Here is an 18,622-nt window from a genome sequence, read left to right as displayed (position 1 = left end):
CAGGTAGGACTCGAACCTACGACCGATCGGTTAACAGCCGATAGCTCTACCACTGAGCTACTGCGGAATAATAAAGACAATTTGTATCTTATAAAAATTATCACCGTAAGTCAAGAAGTTTTTTCACAACATCTTGTACAAACGTGACATGTTTATACTATACTGGATTGCGTTTTCACTGTCAAGATGTTTTCACTACCAGTTTTAGTTGCCCTTTACATTTTCCACATACATATCTTTGTGTATTTATTTGACGCCTTCTTACATATTGAAGTGAGCATCCCGTACATTCATACGTATAAACTTTTGTTTCCTTTTTCTCTTCATTAATCATTCGTTTACAAAAACGGGGTGCCCCCACTTTCTTTAATAACTCACGAAAATCTCTATCTCGGTGCTTATACCCTTTTCCTGTGATATGTAAGTGATAATGACAAAGTTCATGTTTAACAATCCCGACTAAATCTTCTTTGCCATACATTTCGTAATATCGATAATTCAGTTCTATATTATGAGTATTCAATAGATAGCGCCCACCAGTTGTACGTAACCTACTATTAAACATCGCTTTATGTAAAAACGGCATCCCAAAGTATTGTAACGATACCTCTTCCACTAACCTCTGAATTTTTTGCTCATCCATTCTCATTCCTCCTAAACAAAAAATTTTTTTACACTTTTCTCCCTTCCTATACATATATTAAATAGTACATATACCCATCCTCATTCAAGAAGCGTGATTTCTAAAAATAAAGCATTGATAGAAATCCACTCACCAACCTCTCATCAATATTTCTTTAACTAATTAAGAAGAGATGTTTGAGAGCAGGATTAAACAAGGAGGGATTCCTATGCCTACGTGGCTAAAGAAACAAATGCAACGTGCATACTTCGAAAAAAACCGGTATCAAATCAAATTACTAAATGAATGCTGGTTTTATTATAGTAAAATACATCAAAGCTCATAATCAACGAAACTTTCCTATCCATAAAAAGAGAGCAGTTTCACCTGCTCTCTTTACTTACTATTCAATTGGTAACATCGATAATGCAACACGACCTTTTTTCGTATCAATATCATCTACCCATACTTTTACAATTTGCCCTACGGATACAACATCTAACGGGTGCTTTACAAATTGTTTGCTGAGTTTAGAAATATGTACTAAGCCATCTTGCTTTACACCTATATCAACAAAGGCACCGAAATCAACAACATTACGAACCGTTCCCTCTAACTCCATACCACGCTTTAAATCTTCTAATTTCAAAATTCCTTTTTTCAGAAGTGGTTTTGGCAACTCATCCCTCATATCTCGTTCCGGACTAATTAAAGCCTCAATAATATCAACCAAAGTCGGCTCGCCAATCTCCGTCTCTTGAGATAATTTAAAAACATCTACTCCATCTAAACTCTTCTGCAAGTTCGGTTTACCTACATCATTCTTTGATAACCCTAGACTTTTTAATAGCAATTCAACATTTTTATATTGTTCTGGATGAATCCCCGTGCGATCTAACGGATTCGCCCCTTCTAATATACGTAAAAATCCAATACATTGTTCATATGTTTTCGCACCTAAACGAGGAATTTTCTTTAATTCAGTACGTTTCGTAAATTTCCCATCTTCCTCACGCTTAGCTACAATATTTTTTGCAACTGTTTTTGATAATCCTGAAACATATTGTAACAACGCAACTGAAGCTGTATTTACATTAACGCCAACTTGGTTAACAGCTGTCTCTACCACAAATGTTAACGATTCATTTAATCTTTTTTGTGATACATCATGTTGATATTGTCCTACTCCTACAGATTTAGGGTCAATTTTCACTAGCTCAGCAAGCGGATCTTGTAGACGTCTCCCAATAGAAACGGCACTTCTTTCTTCAACCTGTAAATCCGGGAACTCCTCACGAGCTAAATCAGATGCTGAATATACACTAGCACCCGCTTCATTTACAATAATATAAAATACATCCCGTTTTACATTTTGCAAGACATCTACTATAAATTCTTCAGTTTCTCTGGAAGCTGTACCATTTCCAATTGCTATCATTTCAACTTGATATTTATCTATAATTGAAAGAACTTTCTTTTTTGCATCCTCATATTTACGAACAGGTGGATGCGGATAAATAACATCTATGTTAAGAACTTTCCCTGTATCATCTACTACCGATAATTTACAACCTGTTCTATATGCCGGATCTACCGCTAGCACAACTTTCCCTTTCATTGGAGGCTGTAATAATAAGTTACGTAAATTCTCAGAGAAAATATGAATCGCTTGTTCTTCAGCGGTTTCTGTTAATTCTTTACGAATTTCTCTTTCTATTGAAGGTTGGATTAATCGTTTATATCCATCTTCAATCGCTAATTGTACATAGTGCGCACTTTTAGAAGCTTCATCACGAATCATTTTTTTATGTAAAAACTGATTAATTTCCTCAGTCGGTGTAACAACAGCAACTCTTAATACATCTTCCTTTTCACCGCGATTCATCGCTAACACTCGATGAGGCACTACTTTTTGCAACGGTTCTTCATAATCATAATACATTTCGTATATATTCTTTTCATCTTTGTCTTTATCTTTTACAGATGAAGACATAATCCCTTTTCGAAAAGTAGTATTCCGAATCCAACTACGATATGACGCATTATCCGAAACAAGTTCCGCAATAATATCCTGTGCACCTTGCAAAGCATCTTCTGCAGATTCCACTTCTTTTTCTCCATCAACAAATTCCATAGCCTTCTCTGCTGGATTTTCTTTTTTATATAACAATAACCACTCAGCTAACGGTTCTAATCCCTTTTCTTTAGCAATTGTAGCTTTCGTTCTTCTTTTTTCTTTATAAGGACGATATAAATCTTCTACTTCCTGAAGTTTTGTTGCAGCAACAATATGACGACGTAATTCTTCGGTTAGTTTCCCCTTTTCACCAATAAGACGAAGAACCTCTTCTTTCCTATCTTCTAGTTGCATCATATATTGCCATCTTTCTAAGATTGCACGAATCTGCACCTCATCTAGAGATCCTGTCCATTCTTTTCGGTAACGAGCGATAAATGGAACTGTGTTACCTTCTTCTGTTAATTGAATAACATGACGAACTTGCTTTTCTGTAAAGCCTAATTCTTTCACTAACATTTTCATTAACCCTTGTCGATTATCTACCATTTCCATATCCAACCGTAACCTCCTCTATAATAAAAAAAAGTTGCCCTGTAAAGAGAGCAACTTAAACTGCCGATTTAAAAATCTATTAGTCCTAAACTAATTTGTAACGCTTCATCTACACGAATCATCATCACTTCATCTAAGTGAGTGATTTTGTCCGTTAAGCGCTGCTTATCGATTGTTCGAATCTGCTCAAGTAAAATAACAGAATCTCTCTCAAAACCGTACTTTTTCGCATCAATTTCCACATGAGTGGGTAATTTCGCTTTTTGAATCTGTGCAGTAATAGCCGCTACAATCACAGTCGGACTAAAACGATTTCCGATGTCATTTTGAATGACAAGAACCGGACGAACGCCTCCTTGCTCAGAACCAACAACTGGGGAAAGGTCTGCAAAATACACGTCGCCGCGTTTTACAATCAAAATATTACCCCCCGCTAACTAAGCGTTCTACTGTATGAGCTGCTTCATACTCTGCTAAGAAAGCTTCAGATGCAATACCAAGATTAATTTTTCCCATTTCAATGTACCCACGTCGCATTGATTCATGTTGGTAGCGTTTCTTCGTCTTATGTTGACGCAATAACAGTTTTGTTGCCTGGCAAATTAGTTCATGGCGATTCTTATTCTCTTGTTTTCCAATTCCGTCCAATTCCGTTACCATTTGCTTTGGCAACCGAACCACGATTTCAGTAGTTACACTTGATTCGGACACAAAAATACACCTCCACCGTCAACTACACACCCAAATATATATATGACACCTATTGTAATAATACCATTGTATGGAGCCTGTTGCAAAGACTTCCTTATTCCTTGCTTATGTTTTCCAATTCATAAATAAAACATTCATCTTCTTTTACTTTTTATCTTTTTTAAACAAGAAATCAAGCAATCCTTCAGTAATATTTCGTTGTAACTTATATTAATAACAATTATAAAAAGAAGCTACCCAGCAAAAAAGAGCCTATTCTTTATTAGTGAAACTCCTCCAAATGACGAGATGCTGAGTAATAATACCTTCTTCTATATATTGTTCAAATAATTGATTACTTCTACAACTTTACCATGTCGTATAAATATTCTCGGTACACGGAAGCTTATCGTTGCGATAATTTCATAATTAATAGTCCCGGAATATTCAGCAACCTCGGTAGCACTAATATACTCATCGCCTTGTCTTCCAATGAGTGTAACTTTCGTACCAAGCGGCACTTCACAAGGCAGATGTATCATGAATTGATCCATTGTTACTCGCCCTACAATCGGTACCCTTTCACCATTTACAAGCACTTCAAATCCTTGTAATCTTCTAAGCCATCCATCTGCATACCCAATCGCAACTGTCGCAATCCATTCTTCGGTTCTCGTTCGGTATGTGACATTATAACTAACCCCATCCCCTTTAATCACTTGCTTAATATGAGCAACTTTCGTATGAAGTGACAACGCTGGTTCCAATTTAAATGGTAAAAAAGGACGTATTTCTACAGATGGGGATAGCCCATACATCGCAATACCAATTCGCACTGCATTAAATGTAATCCCTTGAAACCTTAACGTTGCAGCACTATTGGCTGTATGGACAAATTTAGGGTTCACTCCAAATTCTTTCAACCAACTTAACTGCTGCAAGAATGTATTATATTGCTTATCAAAGTAAGAAGTCTCAACCTCATCGGATGTTGCAAAATGTGTATATACTCCTTCTAACTCTAAAAATGGAGCGCCTTCTAAACTCTTTAAGAACCTCTTTAATTCTTTACGTTCACGTATTCCGATTCTCCCCATACCACTATCAAAATTAATATGGAATTTCATTATTGACGAACCATCCCAGAGCTTTATCGCGTCTTCCACCCATTCTTTTTGAAAAACAGTTAATGCTACATCATTTTCAGCAGCAACATTTACATCACATGGAGGGGAAGGACCTAATACTAAAATCGGTGCAGTAATACCAGCCCTCCGAAGCACTAAAGCTTCATCTAAAAAAGCAACTGCTAATCTTGTTGCCCCTGCTTCTAATGCGGTTTTAGCCACTGGTACATAATCGTGCCCATATGCATTCGCTTTGACCACAGCAAAAATTTCTACATCACTTGGAATGAACTCTTTAATATGCGTAACATTGTTATAGATCGCATCTAAATCCACTTCCACCCAAGTGTCACGGTAAAACGGTGCTTCTTCCATAAATACACTTCCTTATACACGATATGCGAAGCTTATTCTTTTATATGCTTCTTTTTATGAAATCCACCTTCAAACTAAGAAAAGACGTGGTGCACATATATCACCACGTCTAAGAAGTTTACTTCACCTGCTTCGCTGTAACCGAACGAGCAACCATCAACAACTCATTCGGCTCTAAACCTTTAGACACGAGCATATATTCTACTCCATTATGCGACCACGTTACAGAATCTTTCGTCAATGCACCAATCGTGAAGCCAAGGTCAACCGGCTCTCCACTTACACTTACCGCTGATGAAGCCTCTGCAACTTTTGCCTTTTCTTGTATTAAAGTAAAAGATTTCTTACCTCCAGTATATGTGAGTATCGTACGCTTGCCACTGGCTGTCTTCAACTCTTCTTCCTCTTTCAACGTCATGCCTTGCGGTGTGTCACGTGGATACAAAATAGCAAACGGTTTGTCTTCTTTCGCTGTTGTCTGAACATCTACTTGCGCTCTGGACATATTTTGTTTCGTATCAAATGCACCTTTATCAAAATTTGTATCAAACTTTACTTTAGTGAAATCTACTTTTACAAGGACATTTTGATCATTATCCATCAGTTTCACGGAAACTGGTGTTAAATCACTCTTCTTCAATGTAATCTCTTGTTTCGGTAACATATTTTGATGTTGATAGTTTGTTTTTGTTTTGAAAATATAATACTTATCTGTTTTCTCGAAAGTAAGGTTTTTCTTATCCTGCAAAATATCTCTCACAAGTGATTCATATAGGTAAGCCTGGCTACTATTTTGCGGCCAATCACTTTGAAAACGGAAGCTCTTATTAAGCGCAGGTGTTAATACAAATACCCCTTCATCATTTCTTAAAATAATTTGACTCTGATCCTTTTTCGCATTCTTTAAATTCACACGATAATACGAAGGTTCTTTATGCCAAATTTCTACACTATACTCCTGCGGCTCATTTCCTGTTTTAATAGATAATTTCGCTTCAGCTTGATAACTCTTCATACCTTTAACTTTTGCCTCTAAATCTCTCACAACATCTTCCTGTTTCTTTTCCATACAGCCCGCCAACACAAAAACGGTCAATAAACCGATGAGAACTAAAAACAGACGCCTTTTCATCACTTCAGCCCCTTTGCCCCTATAAATGAATGGAAGATATGCCTTCCTTATCGCTACCTCAAATATATGAGACAAAGATATAAAATATGCAGACTAGCGTGACGAGCTTTCTAAAACAACTTGGCTAACAGCAAATTCTTTACTATGGCTAATTGATAAATGAACAATATGCTCTGTATTTGCAATAAGAATCGGCTTACCTCTATCATCATTCCTTACTTCTATATCTAAAAAACTAACTTCTTTCCCAATTCCAGTTCCTACCGCCTTAGAATACGCTTCTTTTGCTGCAAATCTTCCTGCCACAAATTCTGTAAGACGACTTCCTTTCAGCTCCTTGGCAACATTACGTTCACTTTCAGTTAAAATACGTTCCATAAATTTAAGCTTTCCATCTAGCATTTTTTCAATTCGATTCAATTCAATAATATCGATTCCAATCCCTACAATCATTTCAAAATCCCCTTCTTCTATTTAGCTTTCTGCATTCATATTGTAAGAATAACAGAGAATCTTTCTGATGCAAAAGGAGTGATACTAACAACATGCTAATACCATCTACCCGTATGCTATTACAACCAGTCATCCTCTCTTTACTTCTTATACAATTAGTCACGATTATATTGAGCGACTTTTCCCTCTTTCACATGGCAGCCCACAATGAATATATCGCTAAAGGAGAATGGTGGCGTATCATAACTTCCCTACTTGTACACGTAGACTTACAACATTTTCTTTCCAATAGCATTTGTTTATTTGTTCTTGGTTCTTCTATTGAAAAACAACTAGGACATTTTTCTTTCATCATTATTTTTTTTCTTTCTGGCATTATCGGCAATATTTCTTCTTATATTATTATGCCTCTTGACTATATTCACGCCGGAGCATCTGGTGGTATTTTCGGATTGCTAGGTGCACAATTATTTTTATTGTATAGTCGATATCGTTCTTCAAACCCAAAAGAAATTGCTATTTTTTCAATCACGATACTTCTATTACTGCTATTTACTTTCTTTAATCCTTCTGCCAACCCTATAAGCCATTTAACAGGATTGATAATTGGTGGTATTTGCACCCCTTTTTTAATAAAGTGAAACTTTAATCAGTGGGGATTTTACGGGCAGCCCGACTCCCACAAATAGCGGGACAAAAAATCGATGGTGCAGAGCTCATTTAATATAGAAGCTCGCACCATCGATAATTTCCACCTCTGTTTGTTTACTTAACTCTCTCATTAATTGAAATAAAGACTCATCCTTCTTCTTCGCCTCAATCATACAATCAATTTGCGGAACACTCCCCTTTATCTTTTTCAAAAAAGATAAGAAAGTATCTACATCAATAAAATCTGCATGTGCTCTCGGATCTTTTTCATCCCTAGGACTAGAAATATGCATTTTAACTGGTAACAAAGACGATTCCCACGTATGTACAACACGTGCCCAATCTTCATGCCAATCTTCCTGGTCATTATTCATCATATGATGATGCAAATCAAACACGACTGGAATATCTAATTTCTCTCCCAAATACAATGTTTCTTCTAGAGAGAAAGTCGTATCATCATTTTCTAATATAACCATCTCTTGAATACCTCTTGGAACACTTGACCAATTTTCTATAAAACGTTCTAATGCAAGTTCCTTATCGTTATAACCTCCTCCCACATGTAATACACATCTCTGTTTATGTTCAATTCCCATACCCTTTAATAATTTTTTGTGCATCTGCAATGTCTTTACAGATTGCTTGAAAATACTCTCCTCAGGTGAATTTAGTACAACAAAGTGATCCGGATGAAAATCAATTCGCATATTCATACGAATAGCGTACTCACCTAGCACTTTTAAATTTTCTTTTAAGGGGCGAATATAGTTCCACTCTAACAACTCCTCATGATTCGCTAAAGGAATAAGCTTGGAACTAAGCCGAAAGAAAGATATGTCATGCCCTTTATTATGCTTTAATAACCGTAAACAATTTTCCAAATTCGAATTAGCAATTCTTTCGAGCTTACGAATCGCCGCCTCTCGATCATCAATCCGCTGAAACTGTGCATATGTCATCGTTTGAGATGGAGATGCATTCTTCAAATGTACACTCATCGCGACATACCCGAGTCTTACAAGCATATGGCACCCCTTTTCTATACGAGTTATTATGTAGTATGCACAATTACAGAAATAAAAAAAAAGAGAATGCCAGCAAAGGGCATTCTCTTTTTTTATTAAGCTTGTGGACGGCTATGATGTTTTCTTTCGCCGCGTCCATTTGAAGATCCTGGGCGACCTTGACCTTCACCTCTACGACCACGACTACCACCATCACGACTGCCACCATCACGATTACGATCACGGTTACGGCCATCGCCACCGCCGCGTCCATCACGATTGCGATCACGGTTACGACCATCGCCACCGCTGCGTCCATCACGACTACGATTACGGTTACCATCACGGTATCCGCCTCCGTTACCACCGCGTTTTTTAGAACCGCCACCTCTTGAAACAACTGGTGGTTCTGACGTTAAAGCGATTGGTGTTGTATCTGGCTCTTTTGTCATCATTTTTAAAGCAGCAGCTACTACTGTTACAGAGTCATTCTCTTCTAACATTTCTTCTGCAATACGCTTGTAGTATGATAAGTTATCATTTTCAATTGTGCTTTGAAGTTTTTCAGCGATTAAACGTTGTTGACCTTCTAATGCCTCGTCAAGTGTCGGTGCTTCCATACGATCAACTTTACGTTTTGTTGTACGCTCGATATTTTTTAATTGTCCTGATTCACGTGGTGTTACAAATAGCATTGCAATACCTTTTTTACCTGCACGGCCAGTACGACCGATACGGTGAACGTATGATTCTGGATCTTGTGGGATATCGAAGTTGTATACGTGTGTTACGCCTGAAATATCAAGACCACGTGCAGCAACGTCTGTTGCAACAAGAACTTCAATAGCACCTTCTTTAAATTTACGTAATACAGACATACGTTTCGCTTGTGTTAAATCACCATGAATACCTTCTGCTGCATAACCACGTAAGTTTAATGCTTCTGATAATTCATCAACACGACGCTTTGTACGACCGAATACAATCGCAAGCTCTGGAGATTGAATATCTAGTAAGCGTGTTAATACGTCAAACTTTTTCTTTTCTTGCACTTCTAAATAGAACTGCTGAATGTTTGGCATTGTTACTTCTTTTGCTTTTACTTTAATGTGTTGAGGCTCAGTCATGAAACGCTCAGCAATACGACGGATTGGATCTGGCATTGTCGCTGAGAATAATAATGTTTGATGTGTTTCTGGTACATCTGTTAAAATCGCTTCAATATCTTCAATGAAGCCCATGTTTAACATTTCATCCGCTTCATCAAGAACAACAGTCTCAACGTTTTGCAGGCGAAGTGTTTTACGGTTAATATGATCTAAAATACGACCCGGCGTACCAACAATAATGTGTGGGTGTTTTTTTAGAGCACGAATTTGGCGGTTAATATCTTGACCACCGTAAATTGGTAAAATACGAACACGTTTATGTTTACCAATTTTGTATAGCTCTTCTCCAACTTGGATTGCTAATTCACGCGTTGGCGCGATAACAATACCTTGAACTGCTTCTTTACGAGTATCTACTTTATCTAATAGCGGTAATCCAAATGCTGCTGTTTTCCCTGTACCTGTTTGCGCTTGCCCAATAATATCTTTACCTTGCAATGCATGCGGGATTGTTTCAGCTTGAATCGGCGTAGCCTCTTCAAAGCCCATACTTTCAACAGATTGCAATAAAGATTCACTTAATCCTAATTCTCGAAATGTTGTCAATGTTACTTCTCCTTTTCTATCCTATACTTATCATTTAAAAAAAGGCATTTTCCGAATTGGCGGAAAAGCCCTTTTCCTGAATGCTCACGTATATAAACGGGCGTATTTCTACACGAAAATACTTCTAAACGTTATTACACTTTATCAATTATAAGTTTTGTATGTGCAAAAAGCAAACCCAACTGTTACCTTATTTTCATATTCAGAGCTTTTTTCTTCACTTTTATTTTTTTATATTTACTGTAAGCGCTTATTATAAGTTTCCTCTATTTTCGTAGCTATCATCCCTATTTATATACACCAATTATTTCAACATCGTAATTACTTCTTCTAATTTCATGCCGCGAGATGCTTTTACTAATACAACATCTTTCACATCAACGACTGCTTGTAACTCTTTTACTAGCTCTTCTTTATTATCATACGCCTTTACACGTTCATTAGGGAAGTTAATTTTCGCTCCTTCAGCAATTTGAGCCCCTAATCTACCATATGTGAATACATATGAAATTTTTGCTGGGTCGATTAATTTACCTACCTCATAATGGAATTGTACTTCTTGATCACCAAGTTCTAGCATATCACCAAGTACAACAATTTTTTTAGCAAATCCATCTAAACCATTCATTAGGTGGAACGCTGCTTCCATAGCCGTTGGACTTGCATTATAAGCATCATTGATAATTGTTAAACCACTATTTGTTTTTACAATTTCCATACGCATGCCTGTCATTTGAAGTGTTACTAAACCTTTTTTCATTTCTTCCCATGTTACACCAAAATGTTTCGCAATTGCCATTGAAGCAAGTGTATTATATACATTATGCTTCCCTAGTACTGGTAGATAGAATGAAAAAGTTTCATCTCTGTTCATCTTAAAGTGTGTCCCAGTTGCCTGTAATGTTACAGTAGTTGGATAATAATCATTTGCTCTCGCATCACCAAATGTAACTGTTTCAGCTGCTAAATTCATTTCTGGAACACGATTCGTTAATAATGGCTCATCTCCATTGTATACGAATACTCCACCTTCTTGTAAGCCTGTAACAATTTCTAACTTCGCTTCTGCAATTGCCTCACGAGAGCCTAAATCCATTAAATGCGCCTCACCAATATTCGTGATAATAGCTGCATTAGGACGAGCTAACTTGGATAGGAATTCAATTTCTCCGCGGCTTGACATACCCATTTCTAATACAGCTACTTCTGTATTTTCTTCTAGGTTTAAAATAGTAAGAGGTAAGCCGATATGATTATTGAAATTACCTTCTGTTTTTTGAACTTTAAATTTAGTTGCAAGAAGACTCGTTACAATATCTTTCGTAGACGTTTTACCGTTACTACCTGTTACACCAACAACTTTAACATCCAGTTGATCGCGATAATTTTTCGCTAACATTTGTAACGCTGATAGCGTATCCTCTACAAAAATAACAGGAAGATTCTCAGGCGGATTTGCTACACTTTTCATCCATAATGTAGCAACAGCTCCACTTTCAACAGCTTTATCTACAAAAGCATGTCCATCGAAACGTTCACCTTGAATCGGAACATATAAGTTTCCCTTTTCAATTTTTCTCGTATCAATAGACACTCCTTTTATAGTAATTCCCTCATACTGCTTTGCTAATCCAGTACCATTTATCATCTGTTCTACTTGTTTTAACGTTCGGTTTATCATGAAAACACTCCTTACATAGAGGAAGCACTATTCCTTCGAATAGTGCTTCCTCCTTTTTTGTTAGATTGTATATTTAATTTTTTGTTTTTCTTCGTGACGCTCAATTGCTAAATTAATTAGCTCTTCAATTAATTCTGGATACGGTAATCCAGTATGTTGCCATAATAAAGGGAACATACTAAACGGCGTAAATCCTGGCATTGTGTTCACTTCGTTAATATATACTTCTCCGTCCTTCGTTAAGAAGAAATCGGCTCTTGTTAAACCAGCACCATCTAACGATTGGAAAGCAATAATTGCATCTCGCTTAATGACATTAGACTCTTCTTCCGTCATTTCAGCCGGAATAATTAACGCTGTATCACCATCGATGTATTTCGACTTATAGTCATAGAAATCCTTTTTCGGTACGATTTCACCTACAACTGAACATTTCGGCTCATCGTTACCTAGTACACCAACTTCTACTTCACGACCTACGATATTTTCTTCTACAATAATTTTGCGATCGAATTGGAATGCCTCTTCGAATGCACTCTCAAGTTCTTCACGATTTTTACATTTATTAATACCAACACTTGAACCAAGATTCGCTGGTTTTACGAAGCAAGGATATCCTAACTTCTCTTCTACTTTGTCATAAGCCTCTTCGCGATTTTTTTCCCATGCACTACGAATGAAAGATGCATATTTCGCTTGTTTTAAACCAGCTTCTGCAAAGATATTTTTCATAACAACTTTATCCATACCGGCAGATGATGCTAGAACACCATTTCCTACATAAGGAATGTTCATTAATTCTAATAATCCTTGAACCGTTCCATCCTCACCGTTTGGTCCATGTAGTAATGGGAAAATAACGTCGATAGCATTTTCCTCAGAAGTTTCAGATGGAATAATTTCCGTGCTTAATGATAACGGAGAAATCGCATTTTCTGCACCGCTCATTTTTAAAGCTTCAACATCTGTTACTTCACCTTCAATACGCTCACCGCGTACCCATTGACCTTGTTCTGTAATATAAATTGGATGAACCTCGAATTTATCTTGATTTAACGCTTTAATAGCAGCAAGAGCCGTTTGTAACGAAACTTGATGCTCAGCTGATTTTCCACCATATAATAAACCTAATTTAATTTTTGTCACTGAAATCACCCTAACCAATTGTTTTCATTTTTCTATTTTAGCACTTTTTATAAAAATAGGTAGTTCCTATTTGAAATAAAATGTAACTTCCACAAATAATTAAAAGACACCACTTATTGGTTTTCTACACTTTTCCTCTTTAATTTTCTACACACCTAAACAAAATTAAACTTTAAAGTAAAATTGCTATCTAATCTGGTTATGTACCTAAAATATGTAGAGATCCACTTTTTGTGTATGTCATCTATATTATCCTACCATTTGTGGAGAATGAAAAAAAACTGATTAAAGTTTCATTTTATTAAGAAGACTGTTTTTTAAGCGTATCTTTTTGCCTCTGCTCAATAAGACGATCTAAAGAAACATATACAAAGCCTGCAACTACACACCCTACACTTAAAATCGTAAATAAGTAGTGACCAAGCAAACGATCCAATAGAAAACCACCAAGAAGTGGACCGAATGCACTTCCTGTAATCCACTGCAAACTCGCCGCCCCCATATAGGTTCCCCTCAAATGCTCAGGGGCCAAATTCGCTACAAACGTCATCTGTACAGGCGACATAATCATCTCGCCTAACGTATATATGGCATAAACAAACATTAACGTCATTAAAATAATTGTAGCATTTGTATCAAACTCTCCAAACCACTTCGGTAACCACCCTATAAAAAACAAACCAATTCCGAACAAACACGCACCGTATAACATCGTCTTTCCGACAGGTTTATCTGTCGCCCATTTTGAAATTTGAAATTGAAATAAAACAACTAATAGACCATTTAATGCCATTAAATATGGGTATGGGTTGTTGACTCCAAAAATATCCTTCATTTCGTTATCAAAGTGCAGCGGCAACATGCCTTCTGTTTGAGAGAACCCCATAGAAATAATGATCCCCGCTAACAAATAAATCATTAACGCCTTATCTCTCATCAAAATTTTCCAAACTGCTCCAGAGTCATTCTCTTTATTTTTTTCCGTCATATCAGTAATTTTTGGCATTGTTTCTTTAATAAGTACTAACACTAGTAGTGCATAAAACAACATAGCGGATGAAGCAATAATAAACACGAGGTTCTTTGATAAAACAACTACTGATGCTCCCATTATCGGTCCAATTGCAGCACCAATATTGTGTCCCATTCGCAATAAACCATATGCTTCTGTTCTTTTTTCTGGCGCCGTCACATCTGCAACCATCGCCGATGCCGCTGGGTGAAATAGCGAATTACTTAATCCTAAAAAAATAGATAAAATGGCATATGGAATAAACCCTTCTATAAATAAAAAACCGAGCATTAGTAATGCATTACTCGCCATCGAAAATATCATAATTGGCTTTCTTCCATATATATCGGCAATTCTTCCGCCTATAAGCGAGCCAAAACTCGCAGCTATTGGAGAAAGCGCCATAATGATTCCAACTTGTAATAAAGAATCTACCTTATCTTTTAAATATAGTGCAAAAAAAGGCATTAACATCATCATCGCAATTCCGTTCAATGTCTCACCGATAAATCGAATCCATACGTTACGATCCATCTCCCTTAACTCACGCCATGTATTTTTCATACTTCCACCCCCTTAATTAACCAACAATTATCTTATAATAAATTCAGAAAAATGTAAATTTTCAAATTAAAAAATCCATTCTAACAGAATTAGAATGGATTTTTCCACTTATAAATTTGCTACATCTTCTTCTTTTTTACTATTATTTAGGGCACTATGCTTTCGGCTATATAAAAAGTAAACTGCTATACCGATAACCATCCATACACCAAAACTAATCCAAGCTGTGCCGGATAACTGAAGCATTAAGTATAAACAAAAAATTACCGTTAACGCTGGTAAAAATGGTACGAGCGGCGCCTTAAACGACCTTGGTAAATCAGGATGAGTTCTTCTCATCACAATGACAGCAACAGCTACAAGTGCAAAGGCTGACAAAGTTCCCATATTTACAAGGTGTGCTAAAACATTTAAATCTATTAATCCTGAAATAAGTGCTGCGATAATACCTGTTGTCCATGTATTTAAAAATGGTGTTTTAAATTTCGGATGAACTTTAGCAAGACGCTTCGGCAATAATCCATCACGACTCATTGCATATGAAACACGAACTTGCCCATACATCATAACTAACATTACAGTTGTAATTCCTGTAATTGCTCCTACTGATATCACTCCCGCCAAACTATCTTGTCCAATAAATTGAAGTGCGAAAGCAACTGGATCTGATATATTTAGCTGTCCGTATGGAACAATTCCTGTCAAAATAAGTGAAACAACGATATAAAGAACAGTACAAATTAATAACGATGCGATAATGCCGATTGGTAAATCACGTTGTGGACGTTTCACTTCTTCTGCAGCTGTTGAGACTGCATCAAATCCTATGAATGCGAAGAAAACTGTAGCTGCTCCAGCCATTACACCATCTAAACCAAATGGCATAAAAGGCGTCCAGTTTTCGGGCTTCACATAATTAAAACCAGCAAAGATAAAAATAAGAACAACTGCTAATTTAATAAATACCATAATATTATTTATACGTGCACTTTCACGAACACCTCTAGATAAAAGAACCGTCATCACTAAAATAATGAGAACTGCGGGTAAATCAATTATTCCACCCTTTCCTGTACCAGGGGCCGAGGAGAGAATGGTAGGAATATGGATCCCAAATCCCTTTAATAAAGATTGAAAATAGGCGGACCACCCATTTGCTACAGCAGAGGTAGCTAGTAAATACTCAAGCATTAAATCCCATCCAATTAAAAATGCGAATACTTCCCCCATCGTCGCGTACGTATACGTATACACACTGCCCGAGACAGGAACTGAAGAAGCAAATTCAGCGTAACAAAATGCAGCAAATGCACAGGCTAACGCGGCTATCGCAAACGATAATATAATAGCTGGTCCAGAATGTTTCGCTGCTACCACGCCCGTTAAAACAAAAATACCTGTTCCAACAATTGCCCCAATTCCAAGCATAGTTAAATCCAATGCGCCCAGTGTTCTTGCTAACGTCTTTTGCTTACTTTCTTGCATTAACTTTGCAAGAGGCTTCTTTTGAAAAATTTGCTTCATAGCATGCTCCTCCAAGTTTTAAATTTTCTGAAAATTTTTAATTTGCTTTTTCATTTTACTCATAACACTTTTTCCAGTCAATACTTTTGTCGAAATAAGTAGAAATTCTTCTGAATATGCACCATCTTTATCATTCTTTCTATATATCTTTCTATATTTTTTTGGTATTATTATACATGTCGATTCCATAAAAGAGGCATGCTCCCTTAGTGAGCATGCCTCTTTTTACTTATTTCACAGTATATGAACCCTCTTCAATCCAGCTATACATATATTTTTCATCTTCCGTCTCATGTGCTTGTTTTACAATACGAAGCGGACGGAATGTATCTATCATAACAGCCAGTTCAAGTGTCTCTTTCTTTCCTATACTCGCTTCTGTTTTCCCTGGATGTGGCCCATGCGGGATCCCGCTTGGATGAAGGGTAATAGAACCTTCTTCTACACCTTTTCGGCTCATAAAGTTACCTTCTACATAGTACAGCACTTCATCACTATTCACATTACTATGATAATATGGTGCCGGAATAGATTCTGGATGATAATCGTATAAACGCGGTACGAAAGAGCAAATGACGAAATTATGCCCTTCGAATGTTTGATGTACTGGTGGTGGCTGATGAATACGACCTGTAATTGGTTCAAAATCCTCCACATTAAAGACCCACGGATATAAATAACCATCCCATCCAACAACATCTAACGGATGGTGCCCTAAAACATGCTTATGCATATAACCTCTCGACTTTGTCATTACGACAAACTCACCTTTTTCATCATATGTCTCCAATTTCTCCGGTCCACGCATATCTCTTTCACAAAACGGACTATGTTCTAACAATTGCCCATATTCATTGCGATAGCGACTTGGTGTTGTAATTTGGCTATTTGCCTCTACAACAAGAAACTTAGTCTCCCCCTCATCTGGAATAACACGATAAATCGTTCCAATTGGAATTGTTACATAATCACCTTTTCTATAGTGAATCGTTCCAAACATCGTTTCAATTTTTCCTGTTCCATAATGAACAAATAACATTTCATCGCCATCACCATTACGGTAAAAATAATCCATTTTTTCTGTTGGAGTCACTACTCCAATTAATAAATCCTCATTCCCAAGCATAAAGTTTCTTCCGCTTACTGCATCACCTGTTTTTTTATTTTCTTTCGTACGGAAGTGGCGATGAGCGAGAGCAACATCCTCTTCATACTGTAACTGACAAGAATGCGATAATGCCGCATGCCCTACTTCTGTTGGCATATAATGATGATACAAAATAGACTGGGTACCAGAGAAACCTTTTGTCCCCATTACCTGCTCACGATAAAGCGATCCATCTTTTTTACGAAATTGTACATGTCGTTTATGAGGTAGCTCCCCCATGTGACGATAAAACATGCCCATCACCTGCTTTCATGTCTTTTTTGACCGTATTACGTAACGTACCTAAACCAGTAATCGACAGCTCTACAACATCTCCATCTTGTAGCCATTCTTCTGTACCAAGTTCTAAAATACATCCTGTTCCTACTGTCCCAGAACCGATCACATCTCCTGGATATAACGTAACGTCTTCCGAAGCACGTTCAATCATTTCAGCGAATGTATAATAAATATCTTGGAAATTTCCCTTTGATAATATCTTTCCATTTACATGAGCAGTCATCTCTAAATCATAACGATCACCGTTACGATAAACGTCTAATTCCTCTTTCGTAACGATATACGCTCCTAATGAAGTTGCAAAATCTTTTCCTTTTGCTGGGCCGAGTCCTACTTTCATTTCTGTTGCTTGTAAGTCCCTTGCACTCCAGTCGTTCATAATGCAGTAACCAAAAATATATTCCTCTGCTTGCTCACGAGAAATGTTTCGTCCTTCTTTCCCAATTACGCAAGCAATCTCTAACTCATAATCAAGCTTTTGAGACTTCTTCGGCCCAGTAACAAAATCATCTGGTCCAATAACAGCACGGTGGTTAGTAAAATAAAAAACCGGGATATCATACCATTCAGGTACAACATCTAACCCTCTTCGTCCGCGGGCTGTTTTTACATGCTGCTCAAATGCATAAAAATCTCGAATGCTACTCGGATTAGGAATAGCCGCAGCGAGTTGTACTTCCCCTAAGGAATATATACCCTTTTCCGGATTCTTAATATTACGTACTACTTCTACATACTCATCCGCTTTCTCTAAAAAGGCGAACATTGAAGAAGGTAATTTTCCATCACTAGCAAGATTCATATCGATTACTTTGTCACCTTCAAGCCATCCAGCTCGCATTTCCTTTGAAGGGAGACGGAATGTAACAAATTTCATCATGATTCCTCCCTATGAAAATGAAAT

Annotated in this window: 17 protein-coding genes; 2 read left to right on the top strand and 15 right to left on the bottom strand. The window is 37.0% G+C overall.

Annotated elements, in window-relative coordinates; genetic code table 11:
- Window positions 1-181: 181 nt before the first annotated feature.
- Window positions 182-643, bottom strand: a complete 462-nt coding sequence (locus tag BAQ49_RS05760; RefSeq protein WP_071744543.1) for a SprT family protein — start codon at window positions 641-643, stop codon at window positions 182-184.
- Between the two features lie 208 nt (window positions 644-851).
- Between BAQ49_RS05760 and cmpA the strand changes: the two genes are divergently transcribed.
- Complete coding sequence (cmpA, locus tag BAQ49_RS31145) at window positions 852-968, top strand: cortex morphogenetic protein CmpA (protein ID WP_001143642.1); 117 nt, start codon at window positions 852-854, stop codon at window positions 966-968.
- 57 nt (window positions 969-1,025) lie between these two features.
- Here the strand turns inward: cmpA and BAQ49_RS05755 are convergent, their stop codons facing one another.
- From BAQ49_RS05755 to acpS, 6 genes are all read right to left on the bottom strand, one after another.
- A complete protein-coding gene (locus BAQ49_RS05755) occupies window positions 1,026-3,194 on the bottom strand; it encodes a Tex family protein (protein ID WP_071744547.1) in 2,169 nt (722 codons plus the stop codon).
- Window positions 3,195-3,262: 68 nt separating this feature from the next.
- Window positions 3,263-3,613 carry a type II toxin-antitoxin system endoribonuclease NdoA gene (ndoA, locus tag BAQ49_RS05750; protein ID WP_000635963.1) on the bottom strand — a complete coding sequence of 117 codons (351 nt, stop codon included), beginning with the start codon at window positions 3,611-3,613 and terminating at the stop codon, window positions 3,263-3,265.
- A gap of 4 nt (window positions 3,614-3,617) precedes the next feature.
- Window positions 3,618-3,905, bottom strand: coding sequence for a CopG family ribbon-helix-helix protein (locus BAQ49_RS05745; RefSeq protein WP_071744542.1), 288 nt, complete (start codon window positions 3,903-3,905; stop codon window positions 3,618-3,620).
- Between the two features lie 311 nt (window positions 3,906-4,216).
- The gene (gene alr / locus BAQ49_RS05735) at window positions 4,217-5,386 is read right to left on the bottom strand and encodes an alanine racemase (RefSeq protein ID WP_071744541.1); all 1,170 of its coding nucleotides are present in this window, start codon (window positions 5,384-5,386) and stop codon (window positions 4,217-4,219) included.
- Window positions 5,387-5,504: 118 nt separating this feature from the next.
- Window positions 5,505-6,455: a LolA family protein gene (locus BAQ49_RS05730; RefSeq protein ID WP_071744546.1), complete on the bottom strand. Its 951-nt coding sequence runs from the start codon at window positions 6,453-6,455 to the stop codon at window positions 5,505-5,507.
- Between the two features lie 156 nt (window positions 6,456-6,611).
- On the bottom strand, window positions 6,612-6,971 hold the full coding sequence (acpS, locus tag BAQ49_RS05725) for a holo-ACP synthase (protein ID WP_000635042.1): 360 nt from the start codon (window positions 6,969-6,971) through the stop codon (window positions 6,612-6,614).
- 92 nt (window positions 6,972-7,063) lie between these two features.
- On the opposite strand from acpS, the gene BAQ49_RS05720 reads away from it, so the two are divergent.
- A complete protein-coding gene (locus tag BAQ49_RS05720) occupies window positions 7,064-7,612 on the top strand; it encodes a rhomboid family intramembrane serine protease (protein WP_071744540.1) in 549 nt (182 codons plus the stop codon).
- A 75-nt stretch (window positions 7,613-7,687) separates the two neighbouring features.
- Here BAQ49_RS05720 and uvsE read toward each other — a convergent pair whose 3' ends face one another.
- The 8 genes from uvsE to BAQ49_RS05680 all read right to left on the bottom strand — a co-directional run bounded on the left by uvsE (window position 7,688) and on the right by BAQ49_RS05680 (window position 18,595).
- On the bottom strand, window positions 7,688-8,650 hold the full coding sequence (gene uvsE, locus BAQ49_RS05715) for a UV DNA damage repair endonuclease UvsE (protein ID WP_071744539.1): 963 nt from the start codon (window positions 8,648-8,650) through the stop codon (window positions 7,688-7,690).
- 95 nt (window positions 8,651-8,745) lie between these two features.
- Window positions 8,746-10,344, bottom strand: coding sequence for a degradosome RNA helicase CshA (gene cshA / locus BAQ49_RS05710; protein WP_071744538.1), 1,599 nt, complete (start codon window positions 10,342-10,344; stop codon window positions 8,746-8,748).
- A 304-nt stretch (window positions 10,345-10,648) separates the two neighbouring features.
- Window positions 10,649-12,025: a UDP-N-acetylmuramoyl-tripeptide--D-alanyl-D-alanine ligase gene (murF, locus tag BAQ49_RS05705; protein WP_071744537.1), complete on the bottom strand. Its 1,377-nt coding sequence runs from the start codon at window positions 12,023-12,025 to the stop codon at window positions 10,649-10,651.
- 60 nt (window positions 12,026-12,085) lie between these two features.
- Window positions 12,086-13,171 (bottom strand): D-alanine--D-alanine ligase, encoded by a 1,086-nt coding sequence (locus tag BAQ49_RS05700; RefSeq protein WP_071744536.1) that lies wholly within the window; start codon window positions 13,169-13,171, stop codon window positions 12,086-12,088.
- Between the two features lie 301 nt (window positions 13,172-13,472).
- Window positions 13,473-14,747: an MDR family MFS transporter gene (locus BAQ49_RS05695; protein WP_071744535.1), complete on the bottom strand. Its 1,275-nt coding sequence runs from the start codon at window positions 14,745-14,747 to the stop codon at window positions 13,473-13,475.
- A 108-nt stretch (window positions 14,748-14,855) separates the two neighbouring features.
- A complete protein-coding gene (gene bcaP / locus BAQ49_RS05690) occupies window positions 14,856-16,271 on the bottom strand; it encodes a branched-chain amino acid transporter BcaP (RefSeq protein ID WP_071744534.1) in 1,416 nt (471 codons plus the stop codon).
- 229 nt (window positions 16,272-16,500) lie between these two features.
- Window positions 16,501-17,673: a homogentisate 1,2-dioxygenase gene (locus BAQ49_RS05685; RefSeq protein WP_071744533.1), complete on the bottom strand. Its 1,173-nt coding sequence runs from the start codon at window positions 17,671-17,673 to the stop codon at window positions 16,501-16,503.
- The gene (locus BAQ49_RS05680) at window positions 17,639-18,595 is read right to left on the bottom strand and encodes a fumarylacetoacetate hydrolase family protein (RefSeq protein ID WP_071744532.1); all 957 of its coding nucleotides are present in this window, start codon (window positions 18,593-18,595) and stop codon (window positions 17,639-17,641) included. The genes BAQ49_RS05685 and BAQ49_RS05680 overlap by 35 nt, the downstream gene beginning before the upstream one ends.
- Between the last annotated feature and the right edge of the window lie 27 nt (window positions 18,596-18,622).

The organism is Bacillus proteolyticus (assembly GCF_001884065.1).
GTDB lineage: Bacteria > Bacillota > Bacilli > Bacillales > Bacillaceae_G > Bacillus_A > Bacillus_A proteolyticus.
The sequence above is the reverse complement of the archived record's forward strand: the minus strand, read 5'-3'. Positions and strand labels throughout refer to the sequence as shown.